Here is a 23,067-nt window from a genome sequence, read left to right as displayed (position 1 = left end):
TTCTCCTTGAGAATTATTTTTTCGCGGGTGAAACGACTCCTGGTTTGTACAGAGCCAGCAGTTCGTCCACCTTTTTACGTGTGCCGCCGTTGCTGCTTATACTGCGTCGCACTTTGACCTGAAAATGTTTTGCCGCTTTATACCACTCACGCGTATCGGGCGTGTCGTGGTTCGAAATTAGCACCGGGATCCGCTTACTGACCAGCTTTTCCGCCATCTGAGCCAGGTGCGCCTGCTCTTTGGGACTGAAGCTATTGGTGTGGTAAGCGGTAAAATTCGCCGTCGCCGACAGCGGCGCATAAGGCGGATCGCAATAGACAACCGAATTGCTATCCGCGCGATTCATGCACTCTTCATAAGAGAGGCAATGAAACTCTGCATTCTGCGCTTTTTGGGCAAAGTGATACAGCTCAGCTTCCGGGAAGTAAGGTTTTTTATAACGGCCAAAAGGGACGTTAAATTCACCGCGCAGATTGTAACGACACAGGCCATTGTAGCCATAGCGGTTCAGATACAGAAACAGCACCGCGCGACGGAAGGGATCTTCACTGGAATTGAACTCCTCGCGCAGTTGGTAGTAAACCTCAGCGAGATTTGTTTCGGGCGTAAACAGCTCGCGGGAAGCCTGCACGTACTCGTCGGTACGTGTTTTCACAATGTTGTAGAGGCTGATAAGGTCACTGTTAATATCGGAAAGGATATAACGCGAAAAGTCGGTGTTGAGAAACACCGACCCGGCCCCAACGAAGGGTTCGACCAGACATTCGCCCTTTGGTAAATGCCTTTTAATATCATCCAGCAGGGGGTATTTTCCCCCTGCCCACTTCAGAAAAGCGCGATTTTTTTTCATGCTGACTAACTAATTACACCTTCTCCGGCTGTGGAGAAAGCTCCGACAGCATCCTGCGCTTAACATTACTTGAGATCGGCTTGAACCTGATGCAACGGTTTAGCCCACGGATTTTTTGCCTGCACATCGGCTGGCAGCGTAGACACTGCGCGTTTTGCCTCGTCCTTCGAGGCATAGACGCCCGTTACAAGAACATACCACGGCTGACCATTACGCGTCGTCTGATATACCACATAGTTTTTCAGATTCTCTTTCTTCGCCCAACCGTTCAGGTTGTCGTAGTTAGAAGAACTGCTCAACTGCAGCGTGTAATGACCGGACGGCGCTGACTTGAGAGAACCGACGTTACCGGTGCTTTTCGTTCCACCGGCGCTCCCTGTCGTTGCCGCTGGCGTGGTCTGAGCCGGGGCGGCTTTCTGCACAGGCGTGGCGCTCGCCGTGGCCTTAGGCGCTGTCGTCGCGGCTGGCGCGGACGTTGCCGGTTTAGACGTTGCTGTCGGTTCGGTACGCTTCGGCTGGGTCACCGGCTTTGGTTCTGCTGGTGTCGCTTTCGCGGTTGCCTGCGGTTTCTTCGGCTCAATCACCGCCTGCTTCCGCTCCGGACGGGACGGCGTCGGACGTTCCGCTGTCGGCGCGGTTGCCGTCTGACGCGGCGCATTGCCGTTACGAACCGGCGCCACGGTAGCGGGTTCAGTCGGCAGCGTCGAGTTCACCACCACATTGTTCATCTGTTCCTGACCCTGCGGCTGGGTCAGCGCATTATTCAGGTCACCCTGAACTTCAACACGCTGCTGGCCTTCTGCCGTGGCTGGCGCCTGACCCTGCGTTGGCGTTGAGGAGATCGGCGGCAAAGAGACGTCCTGCGGGGAATTCCCTGCGGTCTGCTCGGCGGATGTAGCGCCTGGCGCAGGCTGCGCCCCGTTAGCCTGGTCTGCGGCATTGCCGGAAAGATCGATGCTCTTTTCGCCTGAGGCCGTTTGTGCGTTGGAAGAAGGCGTGGATGGCGCTTTCAGCGCGGAGCCAATTCCGACGATCAGAAGCAACATCACCAGCACCCCTACGCCCATCATCATGTACTGACGGGAAGCGGGTTTACTGGCCGCTTTTTTACGCTTACGTGGATGACGCTCAACGCGTTCTTCATCCACACTTTCGTCATCGGATTCGTATTCTTCTGGTTCCGGCTCATCAAGACGCTCTTTGCGTCCGCGAGTGGGACGACGATCGTCCGCGTCCAGATCAACATCATCAAAGTTGATCTGCGGCTCACCGCGTTCAGAAGATTGACGAGAACGACCAGGGCGACGATCGCTGGGATCGGGTTTCAGCTCGTCTTCTGGTTTGAATTCATCCATTTAACACCCCACTCAAAGGTTAATGCTTACTACGTTGCACCAAACCTGAATTTAAATGGCCGATACGTGTGCCGTATCAGTCCGACCTTTCTTGTTGTTACGCCTGCTGGCAATCAGCGATAGCGTTAAGAACCACCTCATGCGACACTCCGCCGCGGACTTCACTTTTCCCTATCGCCAGCGGAAGCACTAAGCGTATTTCTCCCGCTAACACTTTTTTATCACGCAGCATGTGCGGCAGGTAAGCCTGCGCGGACATGTCTCGCGGACCGTGAACCGGCAATCCGGCGCGCTCAAGTAAGGTGATAATGCGCTGCGTCTCTGCTGGCGTAAACTGCCCGAGCCGTTCCGAAGTGCGCGCCGCCATTACCATACCTGCTGCGACCGCTTCACCGTGTAACCAATTGCCATAACCCATTTCAGCTTCAATAGCATGGCCGTAGGTGTGTCCCAGATTGAGTAAAGCACGTAAGCCGGTTTCGCGCTCGTCTGCTGCGACAACTTCGGCTTTCAGCTCACAACAACGACGAATACAGTACGCCATCGCCGGGCCGTCGAGACGCAGCAACGCATCCAGGTTTTCTTCCAGCCAGCGGAAAAATTCACCATCAAGGATGATGCCGTATTTGATCACTTCCGCAAGGCCAGACGCCAGCTCGCGCGCGGGCAGCGTTTTCAGGCAGTCGAGATCCACGACCACGGAGGCGGGCTGATAAAACGCGCCGATCATATTCTTGCCGAGAGGGTGGTTGACGGCGGTTTTACCGCCAACGGAGGAGTCAACCTGCGACAGAAGCGTCGTTGGAACCTGAATGAAGCGCACGCCGCGCTGATAGCTGGCGGCGGCGAAACCGGTCAGATCGCCAATCACACCGCCGCCAAGGGCGACCAGTGTCGTATCACGACCGTGCGGTTTTTGCAGCAAGGCGGTAAATACGGTATCCAGCACCGTCAGGCTTTTATACTGCTCGCCGTCAGGCAGGATGACGCTATCAACGTTGACACCCGCATGTTCAAGTACGCTGCGAATCTTATCAAGATAGAGGGGAGCCAGGGTTTCGTTGGTGACCAACATAACCTGATCGCCCGATTTCAGCGGTAAGAAAGAAGCCGGTTCGTCAAACAAACCAGCCGCGATGGTGATAGGGTAACTACGTTCCCCGAGAGTGACGGTGATCCTCTCCATGACGCGACATCCACCTTAATAGCTAATACCCGCTTACCGAGTGTGTATTAAGAGCCTAATGGGCCAGGCTCAAGCCGGAATCAGTTGTTTTCCAGCATATGAATGATCTGATTTGCAACGACTTTCGCGCTCTGATCGTCGGTACGAATAGTGACGTCAGCAATCTCCTCATACAGTGGATTGCGTTCGTCGGCCAACGCTTCCAGAACTTCGCGAGGCGGCGCTTCCACCTGCAACAGCGGACGTTTTTTATCGCGCTGCGTACGCGCAAGTTGTTTTTCGATGGTCGTTTCGAGGTAAACCACGACGCCACGCGCGGAAAGACGATTACGGGTTTCACGTGATTTAACAGAGCCACCGCCGGTTGCCAGCACAATACCCTGTTTTTCCGTCAATTCGTTAATGACTTTCTCTTCACGATCGCGGAAGCCGTCTTCACCTTCTACGTCGAAGACCCAGCCCACATCAGCTCCGGTGCGTTTCTCAATCTCTTGATCAGAATCGTAAAATTCCATATTGAGTTGTTGAGCTAACTGGCGCCCAATGGTGCTTTTTCCGGCACCCATAGGCCCAACCAGAAAGATATTGCGTTTCTCTGCCATTTTTTCGGTACTACTAAGACTGATCGTTAATGATAAACCCGCTTCGCCGACACTGAGCGCAGCAGGACATGAACTGAAACCTCATAAGATATTGCGAGAGTCAGACTGAAAATTATCTCAATACTCAAGCGGGTTTGGCAACTGAATAAATCACCAAACCAGATTGTAGACAACCCGAGTCAGCGTTGCCGGACGGCGATGAGAAGTACCGACTCTCAAATCGGTACTCCTTGTATGCTAAATAGTTGCGCACGTCAAACCCCTGAAACGAGTTAAGTGCAAAAACACCGGTGTTTCATGCATAAATCATTCTGTCGAGACCAATCTGGGGGTAATGAAGACCACCAGTTCACGGCGCTCATTTTCTTTCCCGTCATGGCGAAAAAGCTGCCCAAGCCAGGGAATGTCGCCTAGCAACGGCACGCTGTCTTTACCGGATTTATTCTTACGCGAGAAAATGCCCCCCAGCGCCAGCGTTTCGCCGCTTTTCACCTCAACCTGCGTTTCGATCTCCTGTTTGTCGATAGCCAGCACTTCGCCGTCGGCCTGTTGCAGCACCTGCCCCGGCATGTTCTGGCTGATATGCAGTTTAAGGCGAATCCGCCCCTTTGCCAGCACCGTAGGCGTCACTTCCATTCCCAGCACCGCTTCTTTGAACTCGACTGACGTGGCGCCGCTTTCGCCGCTGGAAACCTGGTAGGGGATCTCGCTTCCCTGCTTTATGCTGGCGGGTTGTAAATGCGAGGCCAACAGGCGCGGGCTGGCGATGATATCAAGTTGCTGTTTTTGCTCCAGTGCGGAGAGCTCCAGATCCAACATGCGCCCATCTATTCGCCCGATATTAAATCCCACGCGCGCTGTCGCCGCGGCAACGGACAGGTCGCCCGCCAGGGCTGTCACCTGCCCTACGCTGCCCGCCTGCTGAGCGTCGGCCAGCGTCCATTTGACGCCCAGTTCGCGCAGGCTTTTCTCGTTTATGGTCACGATATGCGCCGCCAGTTCGACCTGCCCGACCGGAAGATCCATCTGTCCTGCCCAGTGTTCAAGCAATACCAGCGCCGGTCGGGTGTCTCTGACCAGCAGCCGGTTGGTGCGTTTATCCACCGTGATGCTGCCCCGGGGGCTCAGCAGCGCACTCCCCGCTTTCGCTAACTCGCCGGCGTCGGCATAGTGCAGCGGGATAGGGCGATTTTCCAGCGGCAGGCTGGCCTGTCGCCTCGCGTTTTCCGCTTCCCGACGCGCCGCCTCTGCGCTCCGCCAGTCGGCGGAATGGATATGCATAATCGAACCGTCCTGACGCAACACTAAACCCGCGCTTTTTACCACCGTCTGTAACGCCTGCTGCCAGGGCACGTCCGTCAGATGCAGCGACACCGCGCCGCTAACGTCCGGCGAGATCACCAGATTTTTACGCTCCTGCTCGGCAAGCGCCTGTAACACCTGGGCTACCGGCACGTCATCCACCACCAGAGTGACGCTCTGTGCCTTTCCGGCCTGTGCCGGATGCAATATGGCTAACAGTACCGCCAGTATCCAATGCCTCATCAACGTCTCCTTGTCTTTGCCATCGCCATTGCGGCGGGTCACATTCTGTTCCCGTCTGAACGGTTAACGTCTGCTCGTTGAGCTGAATGACCGTCCAGCCGGTATCAAGCGCCGTATTCAGCTCAACCCGCCGCCATCGATGTTCGCTGTCGCGCAGCAGTCCGATATGTCGCTCCCCTTTTCCAACCACGCCCTGATACCGCCACTGCGCCAGTGTAGAGGAATGGCAGCGATCCTCTGGCTGGCGAAAGGGATCGCGCATCCCGGTCAGGAGCAATAGCGAGATAACCGCCAGAAGCCAGCGCCTGTTAGTCATGAAGCGACTCCAGCGTAAGCGTCAGCAGCAGTGCGTTTTTCTCCGCCGTCAGGGAAAAACCGTTGACCGAGATTCCGCGTTCTGCAAGATACGCAAACAGCGAAGGAATCGCCTCCCACTTTGCGCGCAGCGCCAGTTCTCCGCCCTGCGTCGATGGCTGCCAATGGCGCAGGCGCAATCCCGGCAACGCGATAGCGAGCGGTGAGAATGGCGCGGTATTTGCCGTCGTTAACGCAGGGATACGCGCCGCCGACTCTGCAAGGCGATGCAGGCTTTGCCAACGTTGAGCGTTCGCCGCCCGCTGCTGCGCCAGCGATGCGCCGCTTTCCACGGGTGAAAGAAACAGGCAATACGCTGCCAGCGCGCTCAGGGCTAATGTCCAGCCCGCCCAGCAAACGGCCCGTATCCGTGGCGATAACGCACACCAGAGATCAAAGAGCGCTGTCATGCGTATCTCTCTCTGTCAGGCGATATTCAAAGAGCCAGTATCCCTGCTCGTTCTGACGCGTCCCGCCAGTGTGGCTGATGACAAAGGTCCGGGAGCCCCGCAGCGTAGTCTCCAGCGCGCTTAATGCCGCATAGGTCAGCGTTTTACCACTCAGCGCCAGCGTGCTTTGCCTGTACTCGATCTTTGTCAGCCAGGCCTGTTCAGGAAGATGCTGCGCCAGCGCGCGTAGCGCAGACTGCCACCGCCGGGTAGCCTTTCGCCGCTTCTCCTGCGCTATGGCCTGCTGCGTCTGCATCTGGCGCCGCTGCAGATGCGGTTTTATGGCAGTCAGCGCCGACATCCGTTGGTTTTCAGCCTGCAATAACTGCGCATCCACCTGCCCGTTAACGTTTCGGGTGACATACCCCATCATGCCTGCCGCGAGTGCCAGCGCGGCGGATGCGCCAAACATGACGCCCCAGAAACGCAGGCAGGCCCTGCGTCGGCGCTGTCGCCAGGGCAGAAAATTGACAGATGACGTCATGCGTACGCGTCTCCCAGCGCAAGCCCAAGCGCGACGGCGAAGGCGTGGCCCTCTTCAGGGACAGGAGGCTGGCGAACTGAAATCGCCTGCCACGGATCAAACTGCGCTTTCGCACACAGCGCCACGGCGTCTGGCGTAAGGGAAAGAGACGCGGAAAGCCCATCGACAGACGCCACCTCCGCCACCGTTTTGCGCCCCCAGGCGTACCGCGTCGCCCAGAGCCACTGCGTCTCATCGCGCCAGGCCACGCAGGATTGCGTGGGAGGAAGAAAAGGCAGCAGCCGTTGCAGCGCGCAAGCATCTGGTGTGATAGCCGCGACCTGGATCCGGAGCGTTTGCGCGAGCGTTAACAAGGTGGAGACTTCTTTGTCCTGGGCGGCTGTGACCGTAAACGCGGGGGCCAGCGCATCTTCGCTGTAGTCAAAACGCAGGGCGTCCGGGTCCATATCCAGTTCGCGCGCCAGCGAGCCCGTCAGCCACGCTGTTTGCTCTCGTTCGCGTAAGGACATTGATGGTCGGGGAAATGTCTTTTGCCGCGTACGGCTGGCGGGAAACGAGAGATGAACCTGATGTCGCTGCGGCAGTTCACGGCTCCAGGCGTGGAGCGCCGCGGCAAGCGGTTCCGGGTTGTGCATGTGCCCTTCCTGCAAGGTGGATTGCGCCAATGGGATACGCCACCAGCGCTGAAGCGACCACCCCGACGCGCCGCGCACAACGGCCACCGCCAGCGCTTCACGTTGTTGAATATGCAAGCCAATTTGCCAGATTTTAAAAGCCATCGCTGATGATCTCCTTATCACCCGTCGCTCTTACGGGTATATCAATGCGTCAGGCTTGCCTTTATACTACCGCGCGGTTGTTTATAAACTGCCCAAATGAAACTAAATGGGAAATCTCCAGTGAAGTTCGTAAAGTATTTATTGATCCTTGCAGTATGTTGCATCCTGCTGGGAGCAGGCTCGATTTATGGTCTGTATCGTTATATTGAGCCGCAATTGCCTGACGTCGCGACGCTCAAAGATGTACGCCTGCAGATTCCGATGCAGGTGTACAGCGCGGACGGCGAGCTGATCGCCCAATATGGCGAGAAGCGTCGTATTCCGGTCACGCTGAACCAGATCCCGCCGGAAATGGTGAAAGCGTTTATCGCGACGGAAGACAGTCGTTTCTATGAGCATCACGGTGTGGACCCGGTGGGGATCTTCCGTGCGGCCAGCGTCGCGCTGTTTTCCGGCCATGCGTCGCAGGGAGCGAGTACCATTACTCAGCAGCTCGCGAGAAACTTTTTCCTGAGTCCGGAGCGCACGCTGATACGTAAGATCAAGGAAGTGTTCCTCGCCATCCGCATTGAGCAAATGCTGAACAAGGACGAAATTCTTGAGCTTTATCTGAACAAGATCTATCTGGGATACCGCGCCTACGGCGTCGGTGCGGCGGCGCAGGTTTACTTTGGTAAGTCGATCGATCAACTCACCTTAAGCGAAATGGCGGTGATTGCCGGTCTGCCGAAAGCGCCTTCAACGTTCAACCCGCTCTATTCGATGGATCGCGCGACAGCGCGCCGCAACGTAGTGCTGTCACGTATGCTGAGCGAAGGCTACATCACCCAGGCGCAGTACGACCAGGCGCGTGATGAGCCGATCGACGCCAATTACCACGCTCCGGAAATCGCCTTCTCCGCCCCGTATCTGTCCGAAATGGTGCGTCAGGAAATGTATGCCCGTTACGGCGAAAACGCCTATGAAGACGGATATCGCATTTACACCACGATCACCCGCAAAGTGCAGCAGGCCGCACAGCAGGCGGTACGCAATAACGTGCTGGACTATGACATGCGCCACGGCTACCGCGGTCCGGCGAGCGTGCTGTGGAAAGTGGGCGAAACGGCGTGGGACAGTAAGAAAATCACCGACACGCTGAAAGCCCTGCCAACCTACGGCCCGCTGCTCCCCGCCGTGGTCACCAGCGCGAATCCGCAGGAAGCCACTGCGGCGCTGGCGGATGGCTCATCGGTTGCGCTACGTATGGAAGGCATTCGTTGGGCGCGCCCGTACCGTTCGGATACCCAGCAGGGGCCGACGCCGCGTAAAGTCACCGACGTTATCCAGACGGGCCAGCAAATCTGGGTACGCAAGATGGGCGATGCCTGGTGGCTGGCGCAGGTGCCGGACGTGAACTCGGCGCTGGTGTCGATCAATCCTAAAGATGGCGCGGTACTGGCGCTGGTGGGCGGTTTTGACTTCAACCAGAGCAAGTTCAACCGCGCGACTCAGGCGCTGCGTCAGGTCGGTTCCAACATTAAGCCGTTTCTCTATACTGCGGCGATGGATAAAGGCCTGACGCTGGCGAGCATGCTGAACGATGTGCCGATTTCTCGCTGGGATGCCGGCGCCGGTTCCGACTGGCGTCCGAAAAATTCCCCGCCGCAGTATGCCGGTCCGATCCGTCTGCGTCAGGGTCTGGGACAGTCGAAAAACGTGGTAATGGTGCGCGCGATGCGTGCGATGGGCGTGGATTACGCGGCAGAATACTTACAGCGCTTCGGGTTCCCGGCACAGAACATTGTGCATACCGAATCGCTGGCGCTGGGTTCGGCCTCCTTTACGCCGTTACAGGTGGCGCGCGGCTATGCGGTGATGGCGAATGGCGGCTTCCTGGTCGATCCGTATTTCATCAGCAAGATTGAAACCGACCAGAACGGCGTAATTTTTGAGGCGAAGCCCAAAATTGCCTGTCCGGAATGTGATATCCCGGTGATTTACGGCGATACGCAGAAATCGAACGTTCTGGAAAACAGCAACGTGGAAGATGTCGCGGTCTCTGGCGAGCAGCAAAATGCCGCTGTGCCAATGCCAAAACTGGAGCAGGCAAACCAGGCGCTGGTGGCGCAGACGGGCGCGCAGGAATATGCGCCGCACGTCATTAACACCCCGCTGGCTTTCCTGATCAAAAGCGCGCTGAACACCAATATCTTCGGTGAACCCGGCTGGATGGGGACCGGCTGGCGCGCGGGCCGCGATCTTAAGCGTCACGATATCGGCGGGAAAACCGGAACCACCAACAGTTCGAAAGACGCATGGTTCTCCGGCTACGGCCCGGGCGTGGTGACGTCGGTATGGATTGGATTCGATGACCACCGTCGCGATCTCGGACGTACCACCGCTTCCGGCGCGATAAAAGATCAGATCTCCGGCTACGAAGGCGGCGCAAAGAGCGCGCAACCGGCGTGGGATGCTTACATGAAAGCGGTACTGGAAGGCGTGCCTGAAGAGCCGCTAACCCCGCCGCCGGGCATTGTGACGGTGAATATCGATCGCAGCACCGGGCAGTTGGCTAACGGCGGCAACAGCCGGGCGGAATATTTCATTGAAGGCACCCAGCCAACGCAACAGGCGGTGCATGAGGTGGGCACCACCATTATCGACAATGGCGAAACGCACGAACTGTTCTGATCAAAAAAGGCGCTCCGGCGCCTTTTTTATTGTTGTCGATGACCCGTTCTGAACACCGTGTTAGCCATTTTTGCGGGAAAGCGCGTATCAGAGCCTTCCCTGTCCTTTCAGCCATTCACGCACCAGAAATAGCGCGCTCACGTTACGCGCTTCGGTAAAATCAGGATCTTCCAGCAGATCCATCAGATGCGCCAGCGGCCAGCGCACCTGCGGCAGCGGTTCCGGCTCATCCCCTTCCAACGACTCCGGATACAGACCTTCTGCCACCACGATGTTCATTTTGCTGGAGAAATAGGAGGGGGCCATGCTGAGCTTTTTCAAAAACGTCAGATCCTTTGCGCCAAAACCGACTTCTTCTTTAAGCTCCCGGTTTGCAGCCTCGAACACGCTCTCGCCCGGGTCGATCAACCCTTTGGAAAAACCCAACTCGTAGGATTCGGTTCCCACTGCGTATTCGCGAATCAGAATCACATGATCGTCAACAATCGGCACAATCATAACCGCTTCACGATTGGTAGGACGCATCCGCTCATAAACGCGGCGCACGCCGTTACTGAATTCGAGATCCACACTTTCCACGCTAAAAAGCCGCGATTGCGCGACTGTTTCGACATGCAGAATGGTGGGTTTTTGTAATGATTTGCTCATCGTGAGAATCTTTGCCGTGGAATCTACCGTCATTGTGCGATACGCAACACGGTTTCGGCAATGTGAATTGCCGTTTATTTACATCTTTGTAACCTAATAAAAATATAATTCCTATTTCAAATTAAAAGTCAATAGGTTGAAATACGTCCAGGAATTTGCTGATATTCCGCTTTTGCTGGTTTTGCTATCATCAGCATTCACTGGGATGCGCTGAAAAATGCTCAAGTTCAACTCCATGCTTGCCGATAGCCAACCACAGAATCACGTTTATTGTGACAGGGTGCGACTGACCACGCCTGACAGATTAAGTAAGATGGGGAAAGCATGAGCACCATTCTGATTTTTTTAGCGGCGTTACTGGTCGGCCTGTTGCTGGTCTGGTGGCGGTTCACTGTGCGCGCCAGGCGGCGTAAGCTGCCGTGGAGCCATGCGTTCTCTGACGCGGCGACCCGCAAGCTCACGGCGGACGAACGCAGCGCCGTGGAAAACTATCTGGAAAGCCTGAGCCAAATCCAACGGGTTCCCGGCCCGACAGGCGCCAGCGCGGCGCCGGTCTCGCTGACGCTGAATGCTGAAAGCCAAAACGTCATTATTCTGACGCACTCGATCACCCGTTACGGCATTACCACCGACGATCCCAATAAATGGCGCTATTACCTCGATTCCGTCGAGGTCCATCTGCCGCCGTTCTGGGAACAATACATTAATGACGAAAATAACGTCGAGCTGATCCATACCGATACCTTGCCGCTGGTGATCTCCCTGAACGGCCATACGCTGCAAGAGTATATGCAGGAGGCGCGCGGCTATGCGCTACAGCCAGCCAGTTCAACGCAAGCGTCGATCCGTGGTGAAGAAAGCGAGCAGATCGAGCTGCTGAATATTCGTCAGGAAACCCACGAAGAGTACGCGCTGAGCCGCCCTGCGGGATTCCGTGAAGCGCTACTGATTGTCGCCTCTTTCCTGTTGTTCTTTTTCTGCCTGATCACCCCAGACGTTTTTGTGCCGTGGATGGTTGGCGGTGCCGTTTTGCTGCTGGTCGCTGGCTTGTGGGGACTGTACGCCCCGCCGTCGAAATCAGCGCTCCGGGAGATTCACTGTCTGCGCGGTACCCCCCGCCGCTGGGGACTGTTTGGCGAAAATAACCAGGAGCAAATTAACAATATTTCGCTCGGCATTATCGACCTGGTTTATCCACCGCACTGGCAGCCGTGGATAACGCAGGACTTAGGCCAGCAAACGGATATTGATATTTATCTTGATCGCCACGTCGTGCGCCAGGGACGTTTTTTGTCCCTGCACGACGAAGTAAAAAACTTCCCGCTCCAGCACTGGGTGCGCAGCACCGTTATCGCCGGTGGCTCTTTGCTGGTGCTGATCATGTTGCTGTTCTGCATCCCGCTGGATATGCCAATCAAGTTCACGCTATCCTGGATGAAAGGCGCGCAAACCGTTGAGGCAACCAGCGTAAAGCAGCTTGCAGACGCAGGCGTGCGCGTGGGCGACACGCTGAATATTCGCGGTACGGGAATGTGTAATATTCATGCCAACGGCACCTGGAGCGCCCAGACGAATTCGCCGTTTATGCCGTTCGACTGCTCGCAAATCATCTGGAACGACGCGGCTGCGCTGCCGTTACCGGAGTCCGATCTGGTCAACAAGGCCACGGCGCTGTCGCAGGCGGTTAACCGTCAACTGCATCCTAAGCCGGAAGATGAATCCCGCGTCAGCGCGGCGTTACGTTCGGCGATTCAGAAATCAGGGATGGTGTTGATTGATGACTTTGGCGATATCGTGTTGAAAACCGCAGATTTGTGCGCGGCAGAAGATGAATGTGTGCGTTTGAAAAACGCGCTGGTAAATCTGGGGAACAGCAAAGACTGGAGCGCGCTGGTTAAACGGGCCAACACCGGTAAGCTGGATGGCGTAAACGTTCTGCTGCGTCCGGTCAGCGCGGAGTCGCTTGATAATCTGGTCGCCACCTCAACGGCGCCCTTTATCGCCCGCGAGACTGCCCGCGCCGCCCAGTCGCTGAACAGCCCCGCGCCGGGCGGATTTCTGATCGTCAGTGACGAAGGCAGCGATCTCGTCGATCAGCCGTGGCCTGCTGTTTCGCTGTACGATTACCCGCCGCAGGAGCAGTGGAACGCCTTCCAGCGTCTGGCGCAAATGCTGATGAAAACGCCGTTTAGCGCCGAGGGGATCGTCACCAATATCTATACTGACGCCAACGGCACGCAACACATCGGCCTGCACCGTATTCCGGATCGCTCCGGATTATGGCGCTATCTCGGCACCACGTTACTGATGCTGACGATGCTGGTCAGCGCCGTCTATAATGGCGTGCAGGCTTTCCGTCGCTATCAGCGTCACCGCACCCGCATGATGGAAATTCAGGCGTATTATGAAAGCTGTCTGAATCCCAAGCTCATTGCCTCTCCGGATAGCCTCATCTGATACCCTGTCTGCGCGACGGGATGTGCTACCCTGTCGCGCAACGCGTTTCACTCTGGAGAGTTCCCATGCATATGAATATTGCCTGGCAGGACGTCGATACCGTTCTGTTAGACATGGACGGCACACTGCTCGATCTGGCATTTGACACCTTCTTTTGGCAAAAACTGGTGCCCGAAACCTACGGCGCACAGCGAGGGATCTCGCCGCAGGAAGCGCAGGCCCATATCCGTCAGGAGTACCATGCGGTTCAGCATACGCTAAACTGGTACTGTCTTGATTACTGGAGCGAGCGTCTGGGGCTGGATATCTGCGCGATGACGACGGCGATGGGGCCACGCGCCGTCCTGCGCGACGATACAGTGCCTTTTTTAGAGGCTTTAAAAGCCTGCGGCAAGCGTCGTATTTTGCTGACCAACGCGCATCCACATAACCTGGCGGTGAAGCTGGAGCATACCGGCCTGGCCTCGCACCTTGATTTATTACTTTCCACCCACACATTTGGTTATCCCAAAGAGGATCAGCGGTTATGGCGCGCTGTTGCCGAAGAAACGGGGCTGGACGCCGAAAAAACGCTGTTTATCGACGATAGCGAACCGATTCTCGACGCAGCGGCGACGTTTGGCATTCGTTATTGCCTCGGCGTGACGAACCCCGATTCTGGCGTAGCGGAAAAACAGTATCTCCGTCATCCGTCATTGAATGACTACCGCCGGCTGATCCCCTCACTGTTGTGAAGGAGACGCCATGAAAGAGAAGCCCTCAACTGAGGTCAGACTGGACAAATGGCTATGGGCCGCGCGTTTTTACAAAACCCGCGCGCTGGCTCGCGAAATGATTGAAGGCGGCAAAGTTCACTATAACGGGCAGCGCAGTAAGCCAGGCAAGATAGTCGAACTGAACGCGACCCTGACGTTACGCCAGGGCAATGACGAACGTACGGTGGTGATCAAAGGGATCACTGAGCAGCGTCGGCCAGCCAGTGAGGCCGTCGCCCTGTATGAAGAAACAACGGAAAGCGTCGAGAAACGCGAAAAAATGGCGCTGGCGCGTAAACTTAACGCACTAACGATGCCGCATCCGGACCGACGTCCGGACAAAAAAGAGCGCCGCAACCTGTTACGATTTAAACACGGCGACAGTGAGTGACTGTCGTCTGCAAGAGAGATGATTATGCCGCAACATGACCAATTACACCGCTATCTGTTCGAAAACTTTGCCGTGCGCGGCGAACTGGTGACCGTATCGGAAACCCTGCAACAGATCCTGGAAAACCACAGCTACCCGCAGCCGGTAAAAACGGTGCTGGCTGAGCTGCTGGTCGCCACCAGCCTGCTGACCGCGACGCTGAAGTTTGCCGGTGATATCACCGTGCAACTGCAGGGCGACGGCCCGCTGAGCCTGGCGGTGATCAACGGCAACAATAACCAGCAGATGCGCGGCGTCGCGCGTGTGCAGGGCGATGTGCCGGAAAACGCCGATCTGAAAACGCTGGTGGGGAACGGCTATCTGGTGATCACGATTACGCCGGAAGAAGGCGAGCGCTATCAGGGCGTGGTCGGGCTGGAAGGCGACACTCTGGCGGCTTGCCTGGAAGATTACTTCCTGCGCTCCGAGCAGTTACCGACCCGCCTGTTTATTCGCACTGGCGATGTTGACGGTAAAGCCGCCGCAGGCGGTATGCTGCTGCAGGTGATGCCTGCGCAAAACGCTCAGGCGGATGATTTCGATCATCTGGCGACGCTGACAGAAACCATCAAGGCAGAAGAGCTGCTGACCCTGCCGGCTAACGATGTACTGTGGCGTTTGTACCACGAAGAAGAGGTGACCCTCTACGATCCGCAGGACGTGGAATTCAAATGCACCTGTTCGCGTGAACGCTGCGCGGGCGCGCTGAAAACCCTGCCGGACGCGGAAGTGGATAGCATCCTGGCGGAAGAAGGCGAGATCGACATGCACTGCGACTATTGCGGCAGCCATTATCTGTTCAACGCGATGGATATTGCGGAAATCCGTAACAACGCCTCCCCTGCCGATCCGCAGGTGCATTAATCCTCCTTTCTGAAAAACCGGATGGCGGCCTGACGCCCCATCCGGTCCTTTCGACAAATGCCTGATTTTTTATTTCGTGATGAATCGATATTTCGTATGTAAGACTTACGTAAATTTCTTACGTGAATGCGATTACACTCACAACATTTCCGTCAAAAACACTCTGTTTTAACGTTTTAGGAACATTTTCCACAACAAAAAGTCCTTTCCTGCCATAATAACCGCCGCTTCGTGACAGGAGTCACAGCGTTTTCAGTCAATCGTGATTTTGTCCAGATAAGTAAATCTATGAGCCTTGTCGCGGTTAACGACCCTCAAAAAACCTTACTATTCCAGGTAATACATATTGGCTAAGGAGCAGTGATATGCGCGTGAAACGATTAACCCCGCAAGATCTCAAGGCTTATGGTATCAACGACGTTCAGGATATCGTTTACAACCCCAGCTACGAAACGCTCTACCAGGAGGAGCTTGACCCTTCTCTGGAAGGCTACGAGCGTGGCGTTCTGACGAACCTCGGCGCCGTTGCCGTTGATACCGGTATTTTCACCGGACGTTCACCAAAGGATAAGTACATTGTCCGTGATGACACCACGCGTGACACGCTCTGGTGGTCCGACAAAGGAAAAGGCAAGAACGACAACAAACCGCTTTCCCAGGAAACCTGGCAGCACCTGAAAGGGCTGGTAACGCAGCAGCTCTCCGGTAAACGCCTGTTTATCGTTGATGCCTTCTGTGGCGCGAACGCCGACACCCGTCTTTCCGTTCGCTTCATTACCGAGGTGGCCTGGCAGGCACATTTCGTGAAGAACATGTTTATCCGCCCGAGCGATGAAGAACTGGAAGGCTTCGAGCCTGACTTTATCGTAATGAACGGTGCGAAATGCACCAACCCGCAGTGGAAAGAGCAGGGTCTGAACTCCGAGAACTTCGTGGCGTTCAACCTGACCGAGCGGATCCAACTGATCGGCGGAACCTGGTACGGCGGAGAAATGAAGAAAGGGATGTTCTCGGTGATGAACTACCTGCTGCCGCTGAAAGGCATCGCGTCTATGCACTGCTCCGCCAACGTCGGCGAGAAAGGTGACGTGGCAGTCTTCTTCGGCCTGTCCGGCACCGGGAAAACCACCCTTTCCACCGACCCGAAACGTCGCCTGATTGGCGATGATGAGCACGGCTGGGACGACGACGGCGTGTTTAACTTCGAAGGCGGCTGCTACGCGAAAACCATCAAGCTGTCGAAAGAGGCTGAACCCGAGATTTACAACGCGATCCGCCGCGATGCGCTGCTGGAGAACGTTACCGTTCGTGCCGACGGTTCGATTGATTTTGATGACGGTTCGAAAACAGAGAACACCCGCGTTTCTTATCCTATCTATCACATCGAGAACATCGTCAAGCCGATCTCTAAAGCGGGTCATGCCACGAAGGTGATCTTCCTGACCGCCGACGCGTTTGGCGTGCTGCCGCCGGTTTCTCGCCTGACGGCTAACCAGACGCAGTACCATTTCCTGTCTGGCTTTACCGCCAAACTGGCCGGTACCGAACGCGGCGTAACCGAACCGACGCCAACCTTCTCTGCCTGCTTCGGCGCAGCGTTCCTGTCGCTGCATCCGACCCAGTATGCGGAAGTGCTGGTAAAACGCATGCAGGCCGCAGGCGCGCAGGCGTACCTGGTCAACACCGGCTGGAACGGCACCGGCAAACGTATCTCGATCAAGGATACCCGCGCCATCATCGACGCCATCCTGAACGGTTCGCTGGACGATGCGGAAACCTTCAGCCTGCCGATGTTCGATCTGGCGATCCCGACCGAACTGCCGGGGGTGGATACGCGCATTCTCGACCCGCGTAATACCTACGCGTCGCCGGAACAGTGGCAGGAAAAAGCCACCGCGCTGGCGAAACTGTTCATTGAGAACTTCGAGAAGTACACCGATACCCCTGCAGGCGCCGCGTTGGTCAGCGCAGGTCCGAAGCTGTAACTGACATGACCGGATGACGGCATACGGTACAGCGTTACCGGCTGTTACCACAACAAAGGGGAGGCTAAATGCCTCCCCTTTTTATGCCTCTTTCGTGGTTCCCTGGACACGCGCCACGGGAACGGGCAGCCAGGCGCGGATAGAAAGGCCGCCGCGCTCGCTGGTGCCGATTTCCAGCATACCGTTATGGTTGTCAACAATGCGCTGCACGATCGCCAATCCGAGTCCGGTGCCGCTGGTGCTGCGCGCGCTGTCGCCGCGCACAAACGGCTGGAACAGGTATTTCCGCTGTTCGGGCTTGATGCCCGGCCCGTCGTCTTCCACCTGAAACCACGCCCGATGCTGTTCCGTACCGCTGCTAACCTTAATCCAACCGTTTCCGTAGCGGGCGGCGTTCACCACCATATTGGCGAGCGCGCGCTTGATAGAGAGCGGGTGCATTTTCAGTTGAATGCTGCCTGGCTGTAGCGCGGTTTCAATTTCACGCTCGTAGCCGCTCTCCGCCGCCACAACCTCGCCGAGCACCGCATTGAGATCGGCCATTTCCATCGGCATCTCCTGGCCGGTACGCAGGTAGTCGATGAACTGCTCAATGATCGCGTTACACTCTTCGATATCTTTGTTGATCGACTCCGCAAGATAACCATCCTGCTCCCCCATCATCTCCGTGGCCAGACGAATGCGCGTCAGCGGGGTGCGAAGATCGTGGCTGACGCCAGCCATGAGCAGCGTACGGTCGTCGGCCAGCTGCTTCACCCCGGCCGCCATATGGTTGAAGGCGCGAGTTACCGAGCGCACTTCGGACGCGCCGTACTCACGCAGCGGCGGCGGAATAATCCCTTTACCGACCTGTAATGCGGCATGTTCAAGATCCACTAACGGTCGGTTCTGGATTCGGATAAACAGCCACGCCCCGCCTATCGCCAGCAGCATAATCGCCAGCGTATAGCGAAACAGCGGCGAGAAATCGCCCTGATGAATTTCTGTTAAGGGTACGCGCACCCAGATATTGGGTGACAGCCAGGTTTTCAGCCAGACGACAGGCGAACTCTTGTTAACCTCAACGCGCACTTCCGTCGGGCCGCCCAGCTGCTGCGCCATCTGATGGCTTAAAAACTCATAATGTTGCGCCCAACGCAGCCCTGCCTCTTCGGCGGCCTCGTTGGAATAGAGAGAAATTCCCAGCTCACGGTAAATTTCCCGTCGAAAAGCGGGAGGCACCACCAGTTGCGTACCGTCCTCCAGTTGCAGCTTGTCGGTCATCAGCATACGCACTTCGTACGCCAGTACCTTGTTAAACTGCTGGAGGCTCGGCAGAATCGCAAAGTTCAGCACCACCAGATAGGTCGTCACCAGGCTGACAAACAGCAACGTGACGATGAGCAACAGCGTGCGGGCAAATGAACTTCGTGGCGAGAAGCGCATTCGCCTCATGCTTTAGAACCGTCCGGCACGAAAACGTAGCCCAGACCCCACACGGTCTGAATGTAGCGCGGATGCGCCGGATCCTCTTCCACCATGCGGCGCAGACGGGAAATCTGCACGTCAATGGAACGTTCCATCGCGGAATACTCGCGACCACGCGCCAGGTTCATCAGCTTATCCCGGGAAAGCGGTTCACGCGGGTGGCTCACCAGCGCTTTCAGCACCGCGAACTCTCCGCTGGTGAGCGGCATCGGCTCATCTTCACGGAACATTTCGCGGGTGCCGAGGTTCAGTTTGAACTTACCAAAAGCAATGACCGCTTCTTCCTGGGAAGGCGCGCCCGGCAGCTCGTTGGCCTGACGACGCAGCACTGCGCGAATACGCGCCAGCAGTTCACGTGGGTTAAACGGTTTCGGGATGTAATCATCGGCGCCGATTTCCAGACCGACGATGCGGTCCACTTCTTCCCCTTTCGCCGTCACCATGATGATCGGCATCGGGTTGCTCTGGCTGCGTAGGCGGCGGCAAATTGACAAACCATCTTCACCCGGCAGCATGAGATCCAGTACCATAAGGTGAAAAGATTCGCGGGTTAGCAGACGATCCATTTGCTCAGCGTTCGCGACGCTTCGAACCTGGAAGCCCTGCTCGGTAAGATAACGCTCCAGCAGCGCACGCAGACGCATGTCGTCATCCACCACCAGAATTTTATAGTTCTCTTGCATTGTTTGTACTCCCAAAGGTTCGCAACAATTGAAGGTATGTATTCTTAAAAAAGCTTACGTTCGTCACCAGCGAATTCTGGTATGAATTCCAGGCTAAATTGTTACAAAGCATATTTAACAGCAGCTTAAGTATACAATGAAACGTGCGGCACATTATTTATTCTGTTAGCAGGGTGACGTAATACGATTTGTGCGCATCGTCACAGACTTAAAGGTATTCAATAAGATGAAAACGCCCCTGATCACCCGGGAAGGGTACGAGAAACTGAAACAAGAGCTGAATTATCTCTGGCGTGAAGAGCGCCCGGAAGTCACGAAAAAGGTGACCTGGGCCGCGAGCCTTGGCGACCGCAGCGAGAATGCCGACTACCAGTATAATAAAAAGCGCCTGCGTGAAATCGACCGTCGGGTTCGTTATCTTACGAAATGCATGGAAAATTTAAAAATCGTCGACTATTCACCGCAGCAGGAAGGCAAAGTGTTTTTCGGCGCGTGGGTGGAGATTGAAAATGACGACGGCGATATCCGCCGCTTTCGTATTGTCGGCTACGATGAAATTTTCGGCCGTAAGGATTACATCTCGATTGACTCGCCAATGGCGCGCGCGTTGCTGAAAAAAGAGATCGGCGACCTTGCTGTGGTCAATACGCCCGGCGGAGAAGCCAGCTGGTACGTCAACGCCATCGAGTACGTAAAATAATCCGAGAGCGCCCTCCGCGACTGGCATTTTATCGTGCCAGTCCGTATAACTATCCCCTGATTTTTGATCCTAAAGATGAAGCCTATCCATGATGAACAATTCTTTCTGCCGCATTATTGCGGGTGAAATTCAGGCACGCGCCGAACAGGTTGAAGCTGCCGTTCGCCTGCTTGATGAAGGGAACACTGTGCCGTTTATCGCACGTTATCGTAAGGAAATCACCGGCGGTCTGGATGATACACAACTGCGTAATCTGGAAACCCGACTGGGCTATCTGCGTGAACTGGAAGAGCGCCGCCAGGCCATACTGAAGTCCATTTCTGAGCAAGGCAAGCTGACTGATGAGCTGGCTAACGCCATCAACGGCACGTTAAGTAAGACCGAGCTGGAAGACCTGTATCTCCCCTACAAACCCAAACGCCGCACCCGCGGTCAGATCGCCATTGAAGCGGGTCTTGAGCCGCTGGCGGATCTGCTGTGGAACGATCCATCGCACGATCCTGACACGGAAGCGGCGAAATTTATCGACGCCGACAAAGGCGTTGCCGACAGCAAAGCCGCCCTTGACGGCGCGCGCTACATCCTGATGGAACGGTTCGCGGAAGACGCGGCGCTGCTGGCAAAAGTGCGCGATTATCTGTGGAAAAACGCGCATCTGGTTGCCACTGTGGTCAGCGGCAAGGAAGAGGAAGGCGCGAAATTCCGCGATTATTTCGATCATCACGAACCCATTTCCGGCGTGCCGTCTCACCGCGCGCTGGCGATGTTTCGCGGCCGTAACGAAGGCGTCCTGCAACTGTCACTGAACCCCGACCCACAGTTTGATGAGCCGCCAAAACAGAGCCACGGTGAGCAGATCATTCTCGATCACCTCGGTCTGCGGCTGAACAACGCGCCAGCGGACAGCTGGCGCAAGGGCGTGGTGAGCTGGACATGGCGCATTAAAGTCCTGATGCACCTCGAAACCGAACTGATGGGCACCGTGCGTGAACGCGCGGAAGACGAGGCGATCAACGTGTTTGCCCGTAATCTGCATGACTTGCTGATGGCCGCGCCGGCGGGCCTGCGCGCAACCATGGGCCTCGATCCGGGTCTGCGTACCGGGGTGAAAGTGGCGGTGGTGGATGGTACCGGTAAGCTGGTCGCCACTGACACCATTTATCCCCATACCGGCCAGGCCGCTAAAGCCGCGATGGTCGTCGCCGCGCTGTGTGAAAAATATCACGTTGAACTGGTGGCGATTGGTAACGGTACGGCCTCGCGTGAAACCGAGCGTTTCTTCCTCGACGTGCAGAAGCAGTTCCCGAAAGTCACCGCGCAAAAAGTGATTGTCAGCGAAGCGGGCGCGTCGGTTTATTCCGCCTCTGAGCTGGCGGCGCAGGAATTTCCGGATCTTGACGTTTCCCTGCGCGGCGCGGTCTCTATCGCCCGCCGTCTGCAGGACCCGCTGGCGGAGCTGGTGAAGATCGACCCGAAATCCATCGGCGTCGGCCAGTATCAGCATGACGTCAGCCAGACACAGCTGGCGCGTAAGCTGGACGCGGTGGTGGAAGACTGCGTAAACGCCGTCGGCGTGGACCTGAACACCGCCTCCGTCCCCCTGCTGACCCGCGTGGCGGGCTTAACCCGTATGATGGCGCAAAATATCGTCGCCTGGCGCGATGAAAACGGACAATTCCAGAATCGTCAGCAGTTGCTGAAGGTAAGCCGTCTGGGGCCAAAAGCCTTTGAGCAGTGCGCGGGCTTCCTGCGCATCAACCACGGCGATAACCCGCTTGACGCCTCAACCGTCCACCCGGAAGCGTATCCGGTGGTAGAACGTATTCTGGCGGCAACCCAGCAGGCACTGAAAGATCTGATGGGCAACAGCAGCGAACTGCGCAACCTGAAAGCCGTTGACTTCACCGACGACAAATTCGGCGTGCCGACCGTGACTGACATCATCAAAGAGCTGGAAAAACCGGGGCGTGACCCGCGTCCGGAGTTCAAAACCGCGCAGTTTGCCGACGGCGTCGAAACCATGAACGACCTGCAGCCGGGGATGATTCTGGAAGGCGCCGTCACCAACGTCACCAACTTTGGCGCGTTTGTCGATATCGGCGTCCATCAGGATGGCCTGGTTCACATCTCTTCCCTGTCGAACAAGTTTGTGGAAGATCCCCATACTGTAGTGAAAGCAGGCGACATCGTGAAGGTGAAAGTGCTGGAGGTGGATCTGCAACGTAAGCGCATTGCCCTGACCATGCGTCTCGATGAACAGCCAGGAGAGACTCAGGCGCGCCGTGGGGGGACGAACGGGAACGAACGTCCCGCCGCGAAAGCCGCCAGACCGCGCGGTCGCGACGCGCAGCCGACAGGCAATAGCGCGATGATGGATGCGCTGGCGGCGGCAATGGGTAAAAAACGCTAACCCAGAAACCTGTGCCGGATAACGACGCGAATGCGTCTTGTCCGGCCTGGAGGACAATGTCGCGCTGTCTGCCGGAAAGGCGGTTAACCCGCCATCCGGCAACATTCAATTCTTCTTTTACCCCCGCACTAATATTTATCACATCGTTAACAGATGAAACGATAATTAAACATTAATACTATTAATTTATTAATTCCTCGAATCATTTCACCTGTCGACAATAAATGTTGAGCCATGTCAAAGTTGACGCAAATTATTATTCAAACCAACATTCCGTCACATTTATTCTATTGATGATAGAAACCATTCTCATTATCATCGCATTGTTGATTATTTAATCTTTCCTTCGTTGGCTAATCAGCTGGTCTCATGCCGCGTTCCTCAGCCCCAT

20 protein-coding genes are annotated in these 23,067 nt (G+C 56.1%); 8 read left to right on the top strand and 12 right to left on the bottom strand.

Annotation, left to right across the window (positions count from 1 at the left end; translation table 11 throughout):
* Positions 1–13 precede the first annotated feature (13 nt).
* The 9 genes from dam to OGY07_RS03345 form a co-directional block, all read right to left on the bottom strand.
* Positions 14–850, bottom strand: a complete 837-nt coding sequence (gene dam, locus OGY07_RS03385) for an adenine-specific DNA-methyltransferase (RefSeq protein WP_042286349.1) — start codon at positions 848–850, stop codon at positions 14–16.
* Between the two features lie 65 nt (positions 851–915).
* Positions 916–2,205, bottom strand: a complete 1,290-nt coding sequence (gene damX / locus OGY07_RS03380; RefSeq protein WP_286598650.1) for a cell division protein DamX — start codon at positions 2,203–2,205, stop codon at positions 916–918.
* Between the two features lie 97 nt (positions 2,206–2,302).
* A complete protein-coding gene (gene aroB / locus OGY07_RS03375; protein ID WP_042286355.1) occupies positions 2,303–3,391 on the bottom strand; it encodes a 3-dehydroquinate synthase in 1,089 nt (362 codons plus the stop codon).
* An 80-nt stretch (positions 3,392–3,471) separates the two neighbouring features.
* Positions 3,472–3,993 (bottom strand): shikimate kinase AroK, encoded by a 522-nt coding sequence (gene aroK, locus OGY07_RS03370; protein WP_042286358.1) that lies wholly within the window; start codon positions 3,991–3,993, stop codon positions 3,472–3,474.
* 306 nt (positions 3,994–4,299) lie between these two features.
* Entirely contained in the window at positions 4,300–5,538 is a 1,239-nt protein-coding gene (gene hofQ, locus OGY07_RS03365; protein ID WP_286598646.1) for a DNA uptake porin HofQ, read from the bottom strand.
* Positions 5,450–5,854 (bottom strand): HofP DNA utilization family protein, encoded by a 405-nt coding sequence (locus OGY07_RS03360; protein ID WP_181822434.1) that lies wholly within the window; start codon positions 5,852–5,854, stop codon positions 5,450–5,452. The genes hofQ and OGY07_RS03360 overlap by 89 nt, the downstream gene beginning before the upstream one ends.
* Positions 5,847–6,302 (bottom strand): HofO family protein, encoded by a 456-nt coding sequence (locus tag OGY07_RS03355; protein ID WP_181822433.1) that lies wholly within the window; start codon positions 6,300–6,302, stop codon positions 5,847–5,849. The genes OGY07_RS03360 and OGY07_RS03355 overlap by 8 nt, the downstream gene beginning before the upstream one ends.
* Positions 6,286–6,825, bottom strand: a complete 540-nt coding sequence (locus tag OGY07_RS03350) for a PilN domain-containing protein (RefSeq protein WP_286598643.1) — start codon at positions 6,823–6,825, stop codon at positions 6,286–6,288. The genes OGY07_RS03355 and OGY07_RS03350 overlap by 17 nt, the downstream gene beginning before the upstream one ends.
* Entirely contained in the window at positions 6,822–7,604 is a 783-nt protein-coding gene (locus tag OGY07_RS03345) for a DNA utilization protein HofM (RefSeq protein WP_286598641.1), read from the bottom strand. Before OGY07_RS03345 ends, OGY07_RS03350 begins: the two co-directional genes overlap by 4 nt.
* Before the next feature lie 120 nt (positions 7,605–7,724).
* Here OGY07_RS03345 and mrcA point away from each other — a divergent pair, with 120 nt between their 5' ends.
* Positions 7,725–10,277 (top strand): peptidoglycan glycosyltransferase/peptidoglycan DD-transpeptidase MrcA, encoded by a 2,553-nt coding sequence (gene mrcA / locus OGY07_RS03340; RefSeq protein WP_042286376.1) that lies wholly within the window; start codon positions 7,725–7,727, stop codon positions 10,275–10,277.
* A gap of 87 nt (positions 10,278–10,364) precedes the next feature.
* Here the strand turns inward: mrcA and nudE are convergent, their stop codons facing one another.
* Positions 10,365–10,925, bottom strand: coding sequence for an ADP compounds hydrolase NudE (gene nudE, locus OGY07_RS03335; RefSeq protein ID WP_060571183.1), 561 nt, complete (start codon positions 10,923–10,925; stop codon positions 10,365–10,367).
* A 324-nt stretch (positions 10,926–11,249) separates the two neighbouring features.
* Between nudE and igaA the strand changes: the two genes are divergently transcribed.
* The 5 genes from igaA (at position 11,250) to pckA (ending at position 17,416) form a co-directional block, all read left to right on the top strand.
* Positions 11,250–13,382 carry an intracellular growth attenuator protein IgaA gene (igaA, locus tag OGY07_RS03330; RefSeq protein WP_042286382.1) on the top strand — a complete coding sequence of 711 codons (2,133 nt, stop codon included), beginning with the start codon at positions 11,250–11,252 and terminating at the stop codon, positions 13,380–13,382.
* Positions 13,383–13,447: 65 nt separating this feature from the next.
* On the top strand, positions 13,448–14,116 hold the full coding sequence (gene yrfG, locus OGY07_RS03325; RefSeq protein ID WP_286598638.1) for a GMP/IMP nucleotidase: 669 nt from the start codon (positions 13,448–13,450) through the stop codon (positions 14,114–14,116).
* Positions 14,117–14,126: 10 nt separating this feature from the next.
* The gene (gene hslR, locus OGY07_RS03320; RefSeq protein WP_042286386.1) at positions 14,127–14,528 is read left to right on the top strand and encodes a ribosome-associated heat shock protein Hsp15; all 402 of its coding nucleotides are present in this window, start codon (positions 14,127–14,129) and stop codon (positions 14,526–14,528) included.
* A 24-nt stretch (positions 14,529–14,552) separates the two neighbouring features.
* On the top strand, positions 14,553–15,431 hold the full coding sequence (gene hslO / locus OGY07_RS03315) for an Hsp33 family molecular chaperone HslO (RefSeq protein WP_042286939.1): 879 nt from the start codon (positions 14,553–14,555) through the stop codon (positions 15,429–15,431).
* Positions 15,432–15,796: 365 nt separating this feature from the next.
* The gene (gene pckA / locus OGY07_RS03310; protein WP_042286388.1) at positions 15,797–17,416 is read left to right on the top strand and encodes a phosphoenolpyruvate carboxykinase (ATP); all 1,620 of its coding nucleotides are present in this window, start codon (positions 15,797–15,799) and stop codon (positions 17,414–17,416) included.
* Between the two features lie 81 nt (positions 17,417–17,497).
* Here the strand turns inward: pckA and envZ are convergent, their stop codons facing one another.
* Together envZ and ompR are read right to left on the bottom strand one after the other, a co-directional pair.
* On the bottom strand, positions 17,498–18,850 hold the full coding sequence (envZ, locus tag OGY07_RS03305) for a two-component system sensor histidine kinase EnvZ (RefSeq protein WP_042286390.1): 1,353 nt from the start codon (positions 18,848–18,850) through the stop codon (positions 17,498–17,500).
* Positions 18,847–19,566: an osmolarity response regulator transcription factor OmpR gene (gene ompR, locus OGY07_RS03300; RefSeq protein WP_001157751.1), complete on the bottom strand. Its 720-nt coding sequence runs from the start codon at positions 19,564–19,566 to the stop codon at positions 18,847–18,849. The genes envZ and ompR overlap by 4 nt, the downstream gene beginning before the upstream one ends.
* Positions 19,567–19,792: 226 nt before the next feature.
* Between ompR and greB the strand changes: the two genes are divergently transcribed.
* On the top strand, positions 19,793–20,266 hold the full coding sequence (gene greB, locus OGY07_RS03295) for a transcription elongation factor GreB (protein ID WP_042286394.1): 474 nt from the start codon (positions 19,793–19,795) through the stop codon (positions 20,264–20,266).
* 88 nt (positions 20,267–20,354) lie between these two features.
* Positions 20,355–22,676 carry a Tex family protein gene (locus OGY07_RS03290; RefSeq protein ID WP_205612553.1) on the top strand — a complete coding sequence of 774 codons (2,322 nt, stop codon included), beginning with the start codon at positions 20,355–20,357 and terminating at the stop codon, positions 22,674–22,676.
* Positions 22,677–23,067 lie beyond the last annotated feature (391 nt).

This window comes from Citrobacter sp. Cs237, assembly GCF_030332325.1.
GTDB classification, from domain to species: Bacteria; Pseudomonadota; Gammaproteobacteria; order Enterobacterales; family Enterobacteriaceae; genus Citrobacter_A; species Citrobacter_A sedlakii.
Note: the sequence above shows the minus strand (reverse complement) of the source record. Positions and strands in the feature narration are given on the sequence as shown.

Excerpts from the sequence above, each read along its gene's own strand:
- dam (WP_042286349.1), bottom strand. The coding sequence starts at position 850 with ATGAAAAAAAATCGCGCTTTTCTGAAGTGGGCAGGGGGAAAATACCCC.
- damX (WP_286598650.1), bottom strand. The coding sequence starts at position 2,205 with ATGGATGAATTCAAACCAGAAGACGAGCTGAAACCCGATCCCAGCGAT.
- aroB (WP_042286355.1), bottom strand. The coding sequence starts at position 3,391 with ATGGAGAGGATCACCGTCACTCTCGGGGAACGTAGTTACCCTATCACC.
- aroK (WP_042286358.1), bottom strand. The coding sequence starts at position 3,993 with ATGGCAGAGAAACGCAATATCTTTCTGGTTGGGCCTATGGGTGCCGGA.
- hofQ (WP_286598646.1), bottom strand. The coding sequence starts at position 5,538 with ATGAGGCATTGGATACTGGCGGTACTGTTAGCCATATTGCATCCGGCA.
- OGY07_RS03360 (WP_181822434.1), bottom strand. The coding sequence starts at position 5,854 with ATGACTAACAGGCGCTGGCTTCTGGCGGTTATCTCGCTATTGCTCCTG.
- OGY07_RS03355 (WP_181822433.1), bottom strand. The coding sequence starts at position 6,302 with ATGACAGCGCTCTTTGATCTCTGGTGTGCGTTATCGCCACGGATACGG.
- OGY07_RS03350 (WP_286598643.1), bottom strand. The coding sequence starts at position 6,825 with ATGACGTCATCTGTCAATTTTCTGCCCTGGCGACAGCGCCGACGCAGG.
- OGY07_RS03345 (WP_286598641.1), bottom strand. The coding sequence starts at position 7,604 with ATGGCTTTTAAAATCTGGCAAATTGGCTTGCATATTCAACAACGTGAA.
- nudE (WP_060571183.1), bottom strand. The coding sequence starts at position 10,925 with ATGAGCAAATCATTACAAAAACCCACCATTCTGCATGTCGAAACAGTC.
- igaA (WP_042286382.1), top strand. The coding sequence starts at position 11,250 with ATGAGCACCATTCTGATTTTTTTAGCGGCGTTACTGGTCGGCCTGTTG.
- yrfG (WP_286598638.1), top strand. The coding sequence starts at position 13,448 with ATGCATATGAATATTGCCTGGCAGGACGTCGATACCGTTCTGTTAGAC.
- hslR (WP_042286386.1), top strand. The coding sequence starts at position 14,127 with ATGAAAGAGAAGCCCTCAACTGAGGTCAGACTGGACAAATGGCTATGG.
- hslO (WP_042286939.1), top strand. The coding sequence starts at position 14,553 with ATGCCGCAACATGACCAATTACACCGCTATCTGTTCGAAAACTTTGCC.
- pckA (WP_042286388.1), top strand. The coding sequence starts at position 15,797 with ATGCGCGTGAAACGATTAACCCCGCAAGATCTCAAGGCTTATGGTATC.
- envZ (WP_042286390.1), bottom strand. The coding sequence starts at position 18,850 with ATGAGGCGAATGCGCTTCTCGCCACGAAGTTCATTTGCCCGCACGCTG.
- ompR (WP_001157751.1), bottom strand. The coding sequence starts at position 19,566 with ATGCAAGAGAACTATAAAATTCTGGTGGTGGATGACGACATGCGTCTG.
- greB (WP_042286394.1), top strand. The coding sequence starts at position 19,793 with ATGAAAACGCCCCTGATCACCCGGGAAGGGTACGAGAAACTGAAACAA.
- OGY07_RS03290 (WP_205612553.1), top strand. The coding sequence starts at position 20,355 with ATGATGAACAATTCTTTCTGCCGCATTATTGCGGGTGAAATTCAGGCA.